General features: G+C 39.7%; 13 protein-coding genes. 9 read left to right on the top strand and 4 right to left on the bottom strand.

Annotated features, from left to right (window positions below):
• Positions 1–39 precede the first annotated feature (39 nt).
• Genes pabC through BW139_RS06315 form a run of 7 tightly spaced genes read left to right on the top strand, consistent with a single transcriptional unit; the run spans position 40 to position 6,371 of the window.
• Positions 40–837 (top strand): aminodeoxychorismate lyase, encoded by a 798-nt coding sequence (gene pabC, locus BW139_RS06345; RefSeq protein ID WP_076919103.1) that lies wholly within the window; start codon positions 40–42, stop codon positions 835–837.
• On the top strand, positions 837–1,823 hold the full coding sequence (gene mltG, locus BW139_RS06340; RefSeq protein ID WP_008109880.1) for an endolytic transglycosylase MltG: 987 nt from the start codon (positions 837–839) through the stop codon (positions 1,821–1,823). The genes pabC and mltG overlap by 1 nt, the downstream gene beginning before the upstream one ends.
• Before the next feature lie 5 nt (positions 1,824–1,828).
• Complete coding sequence (gene tmk / locus BW139_RS06335; RefSeq protein ID WP_008109882.1) at positions 1,829–2,455, top strand: dTMP kinase; 627 nt, start codon at positions 1,829–1,831, stop codon at positions 2,453–2,455.
• Between the two features lies 1 nt (position 2,456).
• Entirely contained in the window at positions 2,457–3,371 is a 915-nt protein-coding gene (locus BW139_RS06330) for a DNA polymerase III subunit (RefSeq protein WP_076919102.1), read from the top strand.
• 12 nt (positions 3,372–3,383) lie between these two features.
• Complete coding sequence (locus BW139_RS06325) at positions 3,384–3,710, top strand: PilZ domain-containing protein (RefSeq protein ID WP_008109887.1); 327 nt, start codon at positions 3,384–3,386, stop codon at positions 3,708–3,710.
• 17 nt (positions 3,711–3,727) lie between these two features.
• Positions 3,728–4,507, top strand: a complete 780-nt coding sequence (locus BW139_RS06320) for a TatD family hydrolase (protein WP_076919100.1) — start codon at positions 3,728–3,730, stop codon at positions 4,505–4,507.
• A gap of 4 nt (positions 4,508–4,511) precedes the next feature.
• Positions 4,512–6,371, top strand: a complete 1,860-nt coding sequence (locus tag BW139_RS06315) for an alkaline phosphatase D family protein (RefSeq protein ID WP_076919099.1) — start codon at positions 4,512–4,514, stop codon at positions 6,369–6,371.
• A 455-nt stretch (positions 6,372–6,826) separates the two neighbouring features.
• Here BW139_RS06315 and BW139_RS06310 read toward each other — a convergent pair whose 3' ends face one another.
• The 4 genes from BW139_RS06310 to BW139_RS06295 all read right to left on the bottom strand — a co-directional run bounded on the left by BW139_RS06310 (position 6,827) and on the right by BW139_RS06295 (position 11,472).
• The gene (locus BW139_RS06310; RefSeq protein WP_175611402.1) at positions 6,827–8,152 is read right to left on the bottom strand and encodes an O-antigen ligase; all 1,326 of its coding nucleotides are present in this window, start codon (positions 8,150–8,152) and stop codon (positions 6,827–6,829) included.
• Positions 8,153–8,216: 64 nt separating this feature from the next.
• A complete protein-coding gene (locus BW139_RS06305) occupies positions 8,217–8,762 on the bottom strand; it encodes a hypothetical protein (protein ID WP_076919095.1) in 546 nt (181 codons plus the stop codon).
• Between the two features lie 21 nt (positions 8,763–8,783).
• The gene (locus BW139_RS06300; RefSeq protein ID WP_076919093.1) at positions 8,784–10,790 is read right to left on the bottom strand and encodes an EAL domain-containing protein; all 2,007 of its coding nucleotides are present in this window, start codon (positions 10,788–10,790) and stop codon (positions 8,784–8,786) included.
• Entirely contained in the window at positions 10,774–11,472 is a 699-nt protein-coding gene (locus BW139_RS06295; RefSeq protein WP_076919091.1) for a transglutaminase-like cysteine peptidase, read from the bottom strand. Before BW139_RS06295 ends, BW139_RS06300 begins: the two co-directional genes overlap by 17 nt.
• Before the next feature lie 263 nt (positions 11,473–11,735).
• On the opposite strand from BW139_RS06295, the gene galU reads away from it, so the two are divergent.
• Positions 11,736–12,647, top strand: a complete 912-nt coding sequence (gene galU / locus BW139_RS06290; protein WP_076919090.1) for a UTP--glucose-1-phosphate uridylyltransferase GalU — start codon at positions 11,736–11,738, stop codon at positions 12,645–12,647.
• A 45-nt stretch (positions 12,648–12,692) separates the two neighbouring features.
• Positions 12,693–13,961, top strand: a complete 1,269-nt coding sequence (tviB, locus tag BW139_RS06285) for a Vi polysaccharide biosynthesis UDP-N-acetylglucosamine C-6 dehydrogenase TviB (RefSeq protein ID WP_076919088.1) — start codon at positions 12,693–12,695, stop codon at positions 13,959–13,961.
• Positions 13,962–13,963: the final 2 nt, after the last annotated feature.

Here is a 13,963-nt window from a genome sequence, read left to right as displayed (position 1 = left end):
CCCAGTTGTTTAACTGGGTTTTTTTATGTGTAAAAAAATATGCAAACAATAATAACAGCAAGTGAAACCAGTAGCATAAGCACCCGTGATAGGGGCTTAAATTATGGCGATGGCTTTTTTACCACCGCAATGGTTACTGATGGACAAGTTGAGCATTGGGCTTATCATAAAGCACGTTTAATTGAATGTGCGCAGCGTTTGGGCTTTCCTGCACTTGAGTTTACTGCTCTTGAGTCGCAGATCACTCAGCAAGTAGCATCACTGGCGCAAGCGGTCCTTAAAATCGTGGTAACGCGAGGCGAGGGCGGGCGAGGCTATGCGCCACCGAGTGAATGCAATTTAAACATTATTGTGAGTGTTTTACCTTATCCAGATCATTACAACAGCCTAACAGATTCGGGAATTAGCTTAGCTATTAGCCCGATTAAGTTGGCCGTTCAACCTCATTTAGCTGGGCTAAAAACCTTAAATAGGCTTGAACAAGTACTGGTCAAAAATGCTCTACAAACCCAGCACAGCGATGATGCGCTAGTGCTTGATTACAACAACAATGTAATAGAAACCTCAGCGGCTAATATTTTTGCAATAAAAAATCATAAAATATTTAGCCCAAGGCTGGATGAATGCGGCATTAAAGGTGTTTTTCTGCAATCTTTATGTGATAAATTAGCGGTTGAGTTTAAAACTGTCGGCGTTGATGAGCTTACCCAAGCAGACGCCGTATTTATATGTAACAGCTTAATGAAAATTGTGCCTGTAAAAAGTATAGACGAGCACTGTTTTGATATTGTGCATAGCCAATCATTACTAAACGAGTTACTAGCCAAGGAGGCTTAGTGTTAAAAGTTATATTATCAGTATTACTACTGGCTTTTTTTAGCTCAGTGATTGGCTACCAGCAATTACAAGCAACCATTGAAACGCCATTAAAGGTGGCGCAGAGCACTCAATTTGAAGTTAAAAAAGGCACCGGCTTTAATAAGTTGTGCCGTCAATGGCAGCAACAACAGTGGCTAGAAGACTGCTGGCGGTTTCAAATATTAGCTAAACTAGACCCTACCTTAACTGACTTAAAAGCGGGTTTGTACGAGTTAAGCGCGGATAGCGTGATCAACAATATAAAAAAAATAAACCAAGGCGAGCAAGTTAGCTTTAGTTTTACCATCATTGAAGGCCAAGCACTTAGAGATATATTAAATGCATTAAGTACGGCATCACATTTACAAAACGATTTAAAACTCGAACAACTTGGCGAGCAAATAATCGGTAAGCAAACTCATCTTGAAGGGTGGCTATTTCCTGATACCTATCATTATCATAGTAACGATAATGCGAGTAGTTTATTAAAACGTGCTGCGCAAAAAATGCAGCAAACACTGGCAGATGCATGGCAGCAACGGGCAAGTGATTTACCTTACGACACCGCCTATGAAGCACTGATCATGGCTTCAATAATCGAAAAAGAAACCGCGCTTGCCAGCGAACGCCCGTTAATTGCTTCGGCGTTTATTAACCGCTTAAATACCAATATGCGCTTACAAACCGATCCTACCGTAATATATGGACTAGGCGAAGATTTTGACGGCGATATTAAACGTAAAGACTTGAGAAATTACACCCCGTATAATACCTATCGTATTAACGGATTACCGCCCACACCGATTGCCATGCCCTCCAAAGAAGCCATTTTAGCGGCAGTAAACCCGCCTAAAAGCGAGTATGTTTATTTTGTAGCCAAAGGCGATGGTAGTCATCAGTTTTCAACCACATTAAAACAACATAATGCGGCGGTTAACCGGTATATTTTAAATAAAAAGAATTAGTATTTATGAAACCAAAATTTATAGTTATAGAAGGCCTAGAAGGCGCGGGTAAATCAACCGCTATAGCCCTGTGCCAAGACTTTTTAAACCATCACCATGTTGACTTTATTAATGTACGCGAACCCGGTGGAACACCACTGGCTGAATCGTTACGTACCTTAGTAAAAGCAGAGCACCAAGAAGAAATTGCTTTTGAAACTGAGCTGCTAATTATGTATGCAGCGCGTTCACAGCTAATGCATAATGTGATCAATCCGGCACTAGAGCAAGGGCAGTGGGTATTAGCCGATCGTCACGATTTATCGTCACAGGCCTATCAAGGCGGCGGGCGAGGAATAAGTGCAAATACCTTAGCATCGTTATCGTCTATGGTGTTAAAAGGCTTAAAACCCGATTTAACCATTTACCTAGATATTGACCCTGTTATTGGCCTTGAACGTGCTAAAGGTCGCGGCCAGTTAGACAGAATTGAGCAAGAAGCCATTGAGTTTTTTCAGCGCACCCGTATGCGTTACATTGAGCTTGCAAATGATGACGACAGCATAAAAACAGTCGATGCCAACCAAAGCATTGATAAAGTGCATCGTGATATTACCAATGTACTACGCACGTTTTTTTCAGGGTTAAAATAATATGGCATTGCCGTGGCTTAATGAGGTAGAGCAACGCTTAACTCAGAGCTATAAAGCGCAGCGTTTTCATCATGCGCAGCTGTTTTGCGGGCCTATTGGGGTTGGCAAATTTGAGCTAAGTGAGCAACTAGCAAATAGTTTGTTATGCCAAAACACCCAAGCACAGTTAAGTAGTCCAAATAGTGTGTTAAGCCCTTGTGGGCAATGTAAAAGTTGTTCATTAAACTTAGCGGGTACACACCCAGACAAGCGCATTACCCAAGTGGAAGGGCAAAGCATAGGTGTTGATGATATTCGCGGCATAAGCGATTTTATGCATCAGTCTGCGGCGCAAAATGGCAATAAAGTGGCAATTATCGAAAACTGCGAAAAAATGACCACCGCAGCCGCTAATGCGTTATTAAAAACCCTTGAAGAGCCAAGTAATAGTCGGTTTTTAATTTTGACAACCAGCCAAGTGGCGCAATTACCTGCCACTATTTTAAGTCGCTGTGCTAAAACTGAGGTTAAAGTAACCAATAACCAATTAGCACAACAATGGTTAAGTAGTTTGGATGTGCCTAACTATACGTGGTTGTCGTTATTTTATAGCCAACCACTGCAAGTAAAGCAGTGGCAACAGCAAAATCAGCTTGAAAACATTGATACGCTTTATAAATTTGCAACTGAGTTTAAACAAAGCCATAATTTCAATGCGTTAGTCGACATAATAAATAAACAGCCTGAGCTTGTGCGTATTTTTACCTTATTTTTAAGTGAGCAGCTCAAACAACAGCTGTTAAATGGCATGAGTTTTGACTCTTACCAAGTTGCTCAGCAAGCGCTGAATGATTTTTTACAGAATAACATACAAATACTTGGGCTAAACTTACCGCTTGCGGTATCACGACTAGCGTATACATTACGTAACCAATAAAAAGGACTAGATATGCAAGAGCTATTAGTAGATATAGACGACCTTGACGAACTATATCGCTGTTATATGCCTTTTTTAAAAAAAGGTGGGTTATTTGTACGCACCAATATGCGCTATGAACCCGGGTATTCACTCGCCTTACGCGTTACCTTACCTGACGCGCTAGAAGACGACGTGGTAACCGGCAAAGTAACCTGGATCACGCCACAGGGCGCTCAGAGCTCAAATCCACCAGGGATCGGCATTAGCTTCTTAGATGATAAAACAAACCTAAACGCGAAGATCGAAAAACTGCTGGGGACTATGTTAAACTCCGGCAATCCAACTTATACCATGTAGTAAAAACAGGCCTTATTTTGATTGTAGATTCTCATTGCCATTTAGACCGTCTTGATTTTGATAAACTCGATTTAAACCTAGACCAAGTACTTGATAACGCTCGCGCCAAAAAAGTAGAACATTTTTTATGTGTAAGCGTCACGCTTGATCAATTCCCAAATATGCTAGAGCAAATAAAGCATCACAACGACGTGTCTGCGTCATGTGGCGTGCATCCGCTCGATCAAAAAGACGCGCTTAATAAACAGCAATTAATTGACTTAGCCTCACACGACAAAGTAGTGGCGATTGGCGAAACTGGGCTCGATTATTACTACGCAAAAGACACCCATGCCGTACAACAAGCCAGTTTTGTTGGCCATATTGAGGTGGCAAATGAATTACAAAAGCCTCTTATTATTCATACCCGTGACGCCCGTGCCGACACCATTAACTTAATGCGTGAACACAAAGCAGAAAATTGCGGCGGGGTACTGCATTGTTTCACCGAAGATTGGGATATGGCCAAAAAAGCCATTGATATGGGTTTTTATATTTCTATTTCAGGTATTGTGACCTTTAAAAATGCGGTAGAGCTTAAAGAGGTGGTAAAGCAAATCCCTCTCGAACGACTGCTTATAGAAACCGACTCGCCGTATTTAGCGCCAGTACCGTACCGTGGTAAAACCAACCAGCCAGCGTATGTTGAAGACGTGGCTTATTACATTAGTGAACTCAAAGGCATTAGCTTTAACGAGTTGGCAAAAGCCACCACTGATAATTTTTACTCTTTATTTAAATTAGCAGCTAAAGGCTAACCTCATGACAACTCTCTCGGTGCAACACCCGCTATTACTTATGGGGCCCATGGTGCGCCGAGCAGAAAAAACCGCAGTCTGTATTCAGTTTGCTACTGCAAAGCCAGTAAATTGCCGTATAGAGCTAATTGGTCACGAATGTTATAGTGAACAAGACACCATAAGGCTTGGGGAATATTTATTCTTACAGTTTGTGGTTATTAAACCCATAAACAGCCAATTCCCACGCGATACCTTATTACCCTACCAGCTATTTTTTGATGACAGCGCGGTTGATTTATCAGCGTTTAGCTATAACAATCAGCCATTACCTGAATTTGTGATCCCCAAAAAGTTGACGCAAATACTACATGGCTCGTGTCGTAATGCGCATCATCCTGCAAAAGACAGCTTAGTAAGCTCAAGCCATTGGCAAGCTGTACAACGAAGTAATGAGCAGCAGGGGGCACAGTTATTATTGCTTTCGGGCGATCAGGTATACGCCGACGATGTAGCAGGGCCTATGTTATTAGCAATACATCAGCTGATTAAGCACTTAGGTATTTATAAAGAACAGCCACTTAATTTAGATTTACCCGCTGACATTGCAGAACAGTTGTATGGTCGCCATTACTTGTTGCCAACTACCTCATGGAAAAACCGTTCTAAATTAGGCATCGGCTATTGGTTAAAAAAAGACGAACCGCATTTTTCCAGTGTAAAAGCGTATAACCACCTGATTCATTTTGAAGAATTTGTAGCGCTATATTTACTTAATTTTAGTAGCCAAGCATGGCAATACATTGACTTAAATAATTTGAGTTACTCGGGGAGCAACGAAAAAAATCAAACGCTATTTAATGCAGAAAAAACCACATTAGCGAGCTATGCACAAGGCTTAGCAGAGGTAGAGCGGTTATTTGCTAATGTATCTACCTTAATGATGTTTGATGATCATGATGTAACCGATGATTGGAACCTAACCGCAGGCTGGGAGCAAGCCATTAACCAAAACCCTAGCAGCAAGCGTATTGTAAATAATGGCTTAGCAAGCTATTGGTTGTTTCAGGGAATGGGCAACGACGCACTACATAAAACCGGATCGTTACTGAGCCCTTTTAACGACTGCTTAGCTGGTGATAAGCAGTGGCAATTTAAAAGCTTTGATAAGCATCTGAACGACTTTAGTTATTGGCATTATGAGCTAATGACTATTCCTAAAGTGGTGGTACTCGATACCCGTACGCACCGTTGGCGTAACGAGCAAAACTTTAATGAACCATCAGGCTTACTCGATTGGGAGCGCCTCACAGAGCTTGAAGAGAGCCTATTAAGCCATGACAAAGTCATTATTGTGTCGCCTGCTCCCGTGTTTGGAGTTAAATCGATTGAGGCAATTCAAGCGTTGTTTAATATGTGTGGGCAACCACTGATGGTTGATGTAGAAAACTGGATGGCGCACGAAGGCTCAGCCAAAAAGCTACTCAATACTTTTAGACGCACCGACACCCCAAATGAAACACTGATATTATCGGGCGACGTACACTATTCGTTTTGCTTTTCGGTGGAAAAGCGTTTTGGCGATCATCCCAACAGAATTTGGCAACTGACTGCTAGTGGTATTAAAAATGAGTTTCCGCGCAAGCTAATAAATGTGCTCGACAAGCTCGACTCTATTTTATACGGCCCCAAAAGCCCACTTAACTTTTTCACCAAACGCTGGCACATGGAAGTAGACAAACACCAAACCAAAGGCAAAGGACAAAAGTACCTAGTAAGCGATTCAGCCATTAGCTTAGTAACACTTGAAGCGGGAAATTTAGCAAGGTACCAATTAATCCACGGCGACGGCCACACCACCGAATTTGATTTAGAAGAACAGTAGATTAAAAACAGGTGTTAGGTCGCTATTATTGCCAACTTGTAGCAGCGACTTCATGTCGCGTCATATTTTAATGTCGTGAGCGACGGGGACGGGGACGGGCGACGGGCTTCGAGTTGCGGGCTAAATATCCAAAAGCGCAGCATCTCATAACCTTCTTTGTGAATAAATCACTTAAACCCAAAACATAAAAATTACTTTTGAACCACAGAGAACACCGAGGCGCTGCGCGCTGCACAGAGAATACAAAGTATTTGCTAATACTTATAACATTTGTATTTAGTCACTTTCTCTTTTTTCTCCTATCCTCTGTGGTAAATAAATAACTAGGCGCTTTTTGTAATAATATAACCCGATGAAGCGTAATTTTATTGCGTGGTATAAAGCCCTGCCTACAATAAACTAGAACCTAGAACCTAGAACCTAGAACCTAGAACCTAGAACCTAGAACCTAGAACCTAGAACCTTTCACTTCGTCTTTTTTTAATTCGCTTTGGTGCCGGTAACTTGTTGGTCAATATAGCTAAACATAAAACCACAATAAACAGCATTGAGTTTGCGCCGGCTTGCAAGGAGTAATCAACCGACGAATGCAGCATCATGGCTATAATGGCCGTAGCACAACCAAACGCCACCCCCTGATAAAGCGCCGTTTTACGCGTTCGCATAGTGTTAATACACAACCACAAACAATAAAGTACCAGTAGTCCTAACAACGCGGTGACAGGAATACCCAGCTCAACGGCAAATTGCACATAATCGTTATGCGCATTGTCGTAATAACCAGAGTAGGGCTCAGACTGATACGCAGGAAATGCGGTATAAAAAGTACCGCCACCAGAGCCTAATAACGGGTTATCTAAAATCAGCGGAATTGAGTCACGTACAACTTCATCACGTGTTTCCGATTGCAAACTAGTCTCGCTAATACGTTGTTTTACTTTTTCTACATCGAAAATGGCACCAATGATGATTAAATCAATAATAAAAAAGCTCACAATCAGCAACTTAAATGCTTTGGGTTTTTGCTTATAAACAAATAGTGCTAGTAAACTTACTATTATCAAAGCGATAAAAAACGCCGAGTTACCCATACGGCTGCGAGTTAAAATAAGCGCCACAATAATAATAATTAACGAAATACGTAAGATTATTTTAGAACTTAATAATACCTCGGCCCAGGCGCGTAGCGTTTGTTTTAAAGTGGGTTTATAGCCATTGTTAGTGCGTTTTAATTCGCTGATCAAAACGCCAATGCCTAAACATAAACATAAAGCTAAGTAATTAGCTAAAAAGTTAGAATAAGTAAAGGTACCAATCGCGCGGTCTGTATGTTTGTAACCAAATAGAGGGCTGACAATATCAGGTGATAAGTTTAAATAACTAGCATACAGAGCTTGAAATACCCCTGCACAAATTACAGCATAAATTAATTTTTTAATTCGCTCGGCACTATTGCAGTAGTTAAATACGAGCCAGCTCAACATGAGTAAAAAGCTGGTTTTTAATAACATTTGTTTGGTTTGAAATACATCAACACTCACGCTAAACAGCTGTATACCACAAACTAAAATAACGGCACTTAAAGTAAAAAAGAGTGGCCAGGAATAGCGCGGCGGAAATAGCGATTGCTTATTATTTAACACACTGTGTGTAAGGTGAGTAATAAAGGTAAAGCTAGTTAAAATACCAATAGCTAAAATTGCCCAAGGGCGGTAACTACCTAAAGGAAGGGGGAGCAAAAATAGGATCAGGCAAATAAAAAAAAATATAAAACGATTCAAAATAAACTCAAACAAAGTAAAAACGCAGCCAATAGGCTGCGTTTAAATATACTAATAGTAAAAACTAGTTACCAACTTCAGAAATACCGTTATCACCACCTGTACCACCAGAGCCTGGAGGTGTTGGCAATGTTGGTAAACTGCCTACTGGCGGAGCTGGCTGGCCTGCACCTGGGCCTGCAGCAGTTGCATCAGAAGCCGTTGTAGCATCAACACCAGCAGTAATTGCAGCAAGCGTGATTGCATCAGAGTCTAAACCTGCAGCCGAAAGGGCAGCTAAAAAGTCAGATATTAACGGGTTATCTGCACCAAATTGAGCAACAACAGCAGCAACCATTGCATCAATGTCTGCAGCGCCACATGCGCCATTTAGTAACTTTTCGTCTAGCTTGATTTTTTCTTTGTTTTTACAAATACGTTTAATAGCTTCTACTAAATCTTCGCGTAATTGCTCTGGTGTAGTATCTGCTGTTACGTTGTTAAGAATATCAATTATGCTATTTATGCCCACTTCTTGAACCACTGCAGCATTGTCCGTTTGTGCATAGGTTGGAAGAGCAGTAAGAGCCGTTGCGCTAGCGACTAAGCCAGCTAAAATTAATTTTTTCATCTCTCGTCCCTTGGTTGAGTACTAATTGCAAAATTTTAGCGCATCGGTGCAAAAAGTAAACTCTTTATTTACGCCATTTTCATTAGATTTAATGATTTTTGATGGTGGTAGTATCAAATTGCCCTGTACACCATCACACCCTAGGTATTCAAGTATTTCTAAAGTCTCGGTTTTTTCAATTAAACAGGCTAAAACTTTAATACCAAAACCATGGCAAATATTGTTAACTGTTTGAATATAAAATTGGCTTTGTGGGTTAGTTACTAAATCTTGAATATAACTACCATCAATTTTAACGTACTCAATATCCAGCCCTTGTAAATACCTAAACGATGTTAAGCTAGTACCAAAGTGTTCAATACACACATTAATGCCCAGCTCTTTTATTGCATCTATATGTAATGAAGCAACATGCACGTTATACAGTAAGCTTATTTCGTGCAGCTCAAACAGCAAGTTAGTTTTTATAACTGGCTTAGTGTGCGAGTAAAGAGTAAGCCACTCTATAAAGTCAGTTGAATACAAAGATGCCTTACTTATATTCAGGGCAAACACTTCATTTGGGTATTGCTCTTTAATATCCACAAAATTGCGTATAATTTTTTTATCAAGTTCTTCGGTTAAGTTTAACTTTTCGGCCATGGCAAATAAGTGGCCATTATTTACTTTTTCGCCATCATGAATAAAGTGGGCAAATACCTCAAAGTAACATTGAGAGTGAGCCTTATTGGCTTGTTTTACTGGCTGTACCGAAAAGCTTACTTCACCGGCATTTATAATCGACTTAATGAGTGTACGCCATTGATTTACGCTAAATAGCGATTCTTTATCATCGCAGTTTATGGTGCTGTCTTCGCCAATGGTGCAACCGGTATCAAGTAACGAGAGTACTTCGCCTACGCTTGCACCTTGTTCAACGGCAACTATGGCTAAATTTGCGTAGCCATTTATGTGCAAGCTGTTTTCTTTTTGGCTTAATTTATCACTCAGATCTAAACGGGCTTTGTTTAAAAATAACACGTCATAAGGGGCAAGTAACACAAACGTGCCGCCGTTTAACCTAAATACGGTTGAGTTTGGTAATTCTTCTGCAGCATGTTTAAGTATTTTAGCTGCATCAAGCACATGCTGATCGCCATCTTGGTAGCTTACTATTTGGTTTATATTATTCAACGAGGGCAGGGTAAGCATCATTGCAGTAATGGGCGCATCGTCTGAAATATTATTGACCACAGAGTTAAAGTGGTTTTCAAATGACTTACGGTTACCCAGCCCAGTTAACGAATCTATATAAACTTCTTCGGTAAGTGCTTGAGTTTGTTTGGTCAGTGAATCAAACGTACTTTGTAAGTTTATAACCATGTTATTAATGGCTTGGGTTACGGTACGAAGCTCCCGCGCTACCGGAATTTCTTTATTTAAGGTAAAACGTTTGCGAGTGACTAGAGTGGCTTGGTCTTCTACGGCTTTTAATGGCTTAAATACGGCGCGTAAAATTAAAAACGCAATAGCGAGTGATGCAGCTAAAAGTAAAAACGAGCTATATAAACTGCGTAATGTATGCTGCCACAAGGTTAAATACGACTGCCCAGTATGGCTGGTTACATTAAGTGTGCCTGCCATCATCCAGCCGTTATTAATTTCAGAGTGCATAGTAGGCGCACTCAATTCAACCGCACTAATAAACCAAGTAGGCACAGATTCAACGCGTTTAGGGTTTTGTAATTCAAATACTATGTTGTTTTGCACATCAGTAAATTTAATTTCACTGTAGTAACCAGAGTCGAAAATAGCGGTTGCCATCGTTTGTGCAATCATTAGGCTATCGTCTTCTAAATAGGGAGAGATAGAAAGCCCTAAACTGGTTGCAGTGTCTTGCGCGTGGCTGGCCATTTGCGTTTGTAAGTAATTACGAGTTGTATCCACATCGGTAATTACGCGTACACAAAATGAAATTATCGAAATTAAAATGATCAAGCCATATACTTGGGTCTTTAAACTCAATCCATATTTAAAGAGTCGAGACATAACTATTAGTTCCTTTATTGTTATCGTTGGCGGGCGCAAGCTCACCTTGTTCAATTCGTTCTAGCATGGTGTTCCAAGCAGAAACCCCACGGCTATTTTTAACCTTATTACCTAAACCTTTTGATTTGGCTAACCACAAGCCTTGGCCATTAAAACTATATATAGGCTTTAAATCGCCACGATTACTAGCTGGCACTAGTTTAGTATTAAAATTATCGAGCACCAGCGGTATTTGATTGGGTTGTTCAAAGTATATCAACACCATGTGTGGTTGGTTAACCGTACGTTGGCGCACATACATAAAGCGTATTTTATCTTCTGGGATGCCTAAAGCAATTAAAGTAAAATATTTAGCGATTACATAATCTTCACAGTCACCCATACCTACCCCTAAACTTTCGAGTGGGGTGGCCCAGTAATCTTTTTTTTGCCAAAGATCGTCATCGGTTTTGTACTTTATATGCTTATTAAAAAAGTCATTAACTAAGTGAATTTTTTGCCACTCACTTTTATCGGCAGAGTCATCAATAAAACTCAGCCAGTTTTTTATTCGTTGATGGCCTGCATCACCGTAAAACTGTTTGGCACGGGAAATTATATCGCTGTTACGCAAATGTAAAAGCATGTCTTGTGCACAAGCAAAAAAAGACACTAATATAATTATGCAAATTCCAACGCGCACAAAGCCGATCCCTAAAAAGTTAACGCGGTAATTATATTCTCATTAAAACTAAAATGATAGGTTATAAAAAAAGCACCAATATATTAATTAACAACTTTGCAACATAAAACAATCAAAAAGACTGCTTTTTATATTGAGCGATTGTATAGCTTGTGTATAATAGCCGCCCATATGGATGGTAGTGCTTAAAGTCTTTGCTTAATTTGGCAAAAACATCAACAAGTGACTACAGAACAAAAAAAGTAACATTAAAAGGAATTGAAGTGAAAGTATTAAAAGCAGTCTTGCCTGTTGCAGGCTTGGGTACTCGCATGCTGCCAGCTACCAAAGCAACGCCAAAGGAAATGCTTCCACTAGTCGATAAACCTCTCATTCAATACGTTGTTAACGAAGCAGTAAAAGCCGGTATTAAAGAAATTATACTGGTTACTCATGCTTCTAAAAACGCAATAGAAAATCATTTTGATACCAGCTTTGAGCTAGAGGCCACTCTAGAAGCGCGTGTAAAACGCAGTTTGCTAGAAGAAGTTCGCTCAATAATCCCGCGAGATGTAAGCATTATATCGGTTCGCCAATCTGCGCCATTAGGTTTAGGCCACGCAATACTGGCTGCGCGCCCAATAGTTGGCGATAACCCATTTGCTGTGTTATTACCCGACGTAATTATTGATAAATATGAATCAAATCAAAGGGTTGATAACTTAAGCCAAATGATCAAACGTTTCGAAGCAACAGGCTTTAACCAAATTATGGTTGAGCCAGTACCGCACGAACTGGTAAATCAATATGGTATAGTCGATTTAAAAAGTGCCGATATTACCCCTGGTAACAACGCCGTAGTACATGACATGGTAGAAAAACCAGCCATTGACGAATCTCCCAGCAATTTTGCTATTACCGGGCGCTATGTGTTGTCAAACGCTATTTGGGATTTGCTTGAATTTACCCCACCAGGCGCAGGAGGCGAAATTCAATTGACCGATGCGCTGCATCAGTTACGCTTGCTCGAAACTATCGAAGCCTATCACCTAAAAGGTAAGTCACACGATTGCGGTTCTAAACTTGGATATATAATGGCTAATGTTGAATACACACTAAGATGCGATAAGTTAGGTGAGAACTTTAGTAAAAAACTGAAAAAGTTGATTAGGGCGAATGATGGTTCGATAGCATAAAAAATTATTGCTCGTTTTATAATAGATAATTGTATAGGTGAATATATGAGTAAGTATAATATTTGTATTTTGGGGTTAGGGTACGTAGGTCTTCCTCTTGCAATAGAATTTGGAAAGTATTACAACACAACAGGTTTTGATATCGACTCAATACGAGTGGCTGAATTAAATGAGCATAATGATAAAACTCTTGAGGTCTCCACAGAAGAATTTCAATTAAGTTCTAATGTAAGGTTTACTTCTGAAATATCTGAAATTACTAAATGTAATATTTACATTGTCACTGTCCCTACGCCAATAGATGTACATAAACAGCCAGATTTAACACCTTTAAAATCGGTTAGTAAAATGTTGGGCAAGGTGATAAGTGCGGGAGATATAGTTATATATGAATCTACTGTATACCCTGGAGCAACAGAAGATGATTGCATTCCAGAAATTGAATCTATATCAGGACTTAAATATAATATTGACTTTTATGCTGGTTACTCACCCGAAAGAATTAACCCTGGTGATAAAAGTAACAAATTAAGTAATATTGTAAAAATCACAAGTGGTTCAACCCCTGAAATTGCAGATGTAGTAGATGAACTATATAGATCAATAATTACTGCTGGTACACATAAGGCAGAAAGTATTCGCGTTGCTGAAGCAGCGAAAGTTCTAGAAAACACACAACGTGATGTGAACATAGCCTTAATTAATGAACACTCCATTATTTTTAATAAACTTGGCATCGATACTGAGGCTGTGCTTCGTGCAGCTGGTACTAAATGGAATTTCTTAAATTTTAGACCTGGTTTGGTGGGTGGACATTGTATAGGTGTAGATCCCTATTACTTCACACATAAAGCGCAAAGTATTGGTTATCATCCTGCAATCATTTTATCTAGTAGAAGAATTAACGATGGGATGGGCTCCTATGTATCACAGCAATTAATTACCAAGATGGTTCGAAATAAAATTACAGTACCTAATTCCAAAGTTCTAATTTTAGGTTTTACATTTAAAGAAGATTGTCCGGATATAAGAAATACGCGCGTTATTGACATTGTTGAAGAGTTAGAAGAGTTTGATGTCAATGTCGATGTTTTTGACCCATGGTGCAATAAAGATGATATAGGAGAATACAACATTAACTTGGTTGATGAATTAATTTATGAGACCTATGACTCCGTTATCATTGCTGTGGCTCATAACCACTTTAAGGAGCTAGGCCCTAAAAACATACGCAATTTATGCAAAGACAAAAATTCAATCGTTTACGACTTAAAATATCTTTTAAAGCAATCTGAATCTGATTTAAGGTTGTAATA

It is taken from the genome of Pseudoalteromonas sp. SK18, from assembly GCF_001974855.1.
GTDB lineage: Bacteria > Pseudomonadota > Gammaproteobacteria > Enterobacterales > Alteromonadaceae > Pseudoalteromonas.
Note: the sequence above shows the minus strand (reverse complement) of the source record. Positions and strands in the feature narration are given on the sequence as shown.

Bases quoted from the DNA above. Each gene is read 5' to 3' on its own strand.
- tviB (WP_076919088.1), top strand. From the start codon at position 12,693: ATGAGTAAGTATAATATTTGTATTTTGGGGTTAGGGTACGTAGGTCTT.
- BW139_RS06325 (WP_008109887.1), top strand. From the start codon at position 3,384: ATGCAAGAGCTATTAGTAGATATAGACGACCTTGACGAACTATATCGC.
- BW139_RS06300 (WP_076919093.1), bottom strand. From the start codon at position 10,790: ATGTCTCGACTCTTTAAATATGGATTGAGTTTAAAGACCCAAGTATAT.
- pabC (WP_076919103.1), top strand. From the start codon at position 40: ATGCAAACAATAATAACAGCAAGTGAAACCAGTAGCATAAGCACCCGT.
- BW139_RS06315 (WP_076919099.1), top strand. From the start codon at position 4,512: ATGACAACTCTCTCGGTGCAACACCCGCTATTACTTATGGGGCCCATG.
- BW139_RS06305 (WP_076919095.1), bottom strand. From the start codon at position 8,762: ATGAAAAAATTAATTTTAGCTGGCTTAGTCGCTAGCGCAACGGCTCTT.
- tmk (WP_008109882.1), top strand. From the start codon at position 1,829: ATGAAACCAAAATTTATAGTTATAGAAGGCCTAGAAGGCGCGGGTAAA.
- BW139_RS06330 (WP_076919102.1), top strand. From the start codon at position 2,457: ATGGCATTGCCGTGGCTTAATGAGGTAGAGCAACGCTTAACTCAGAGC.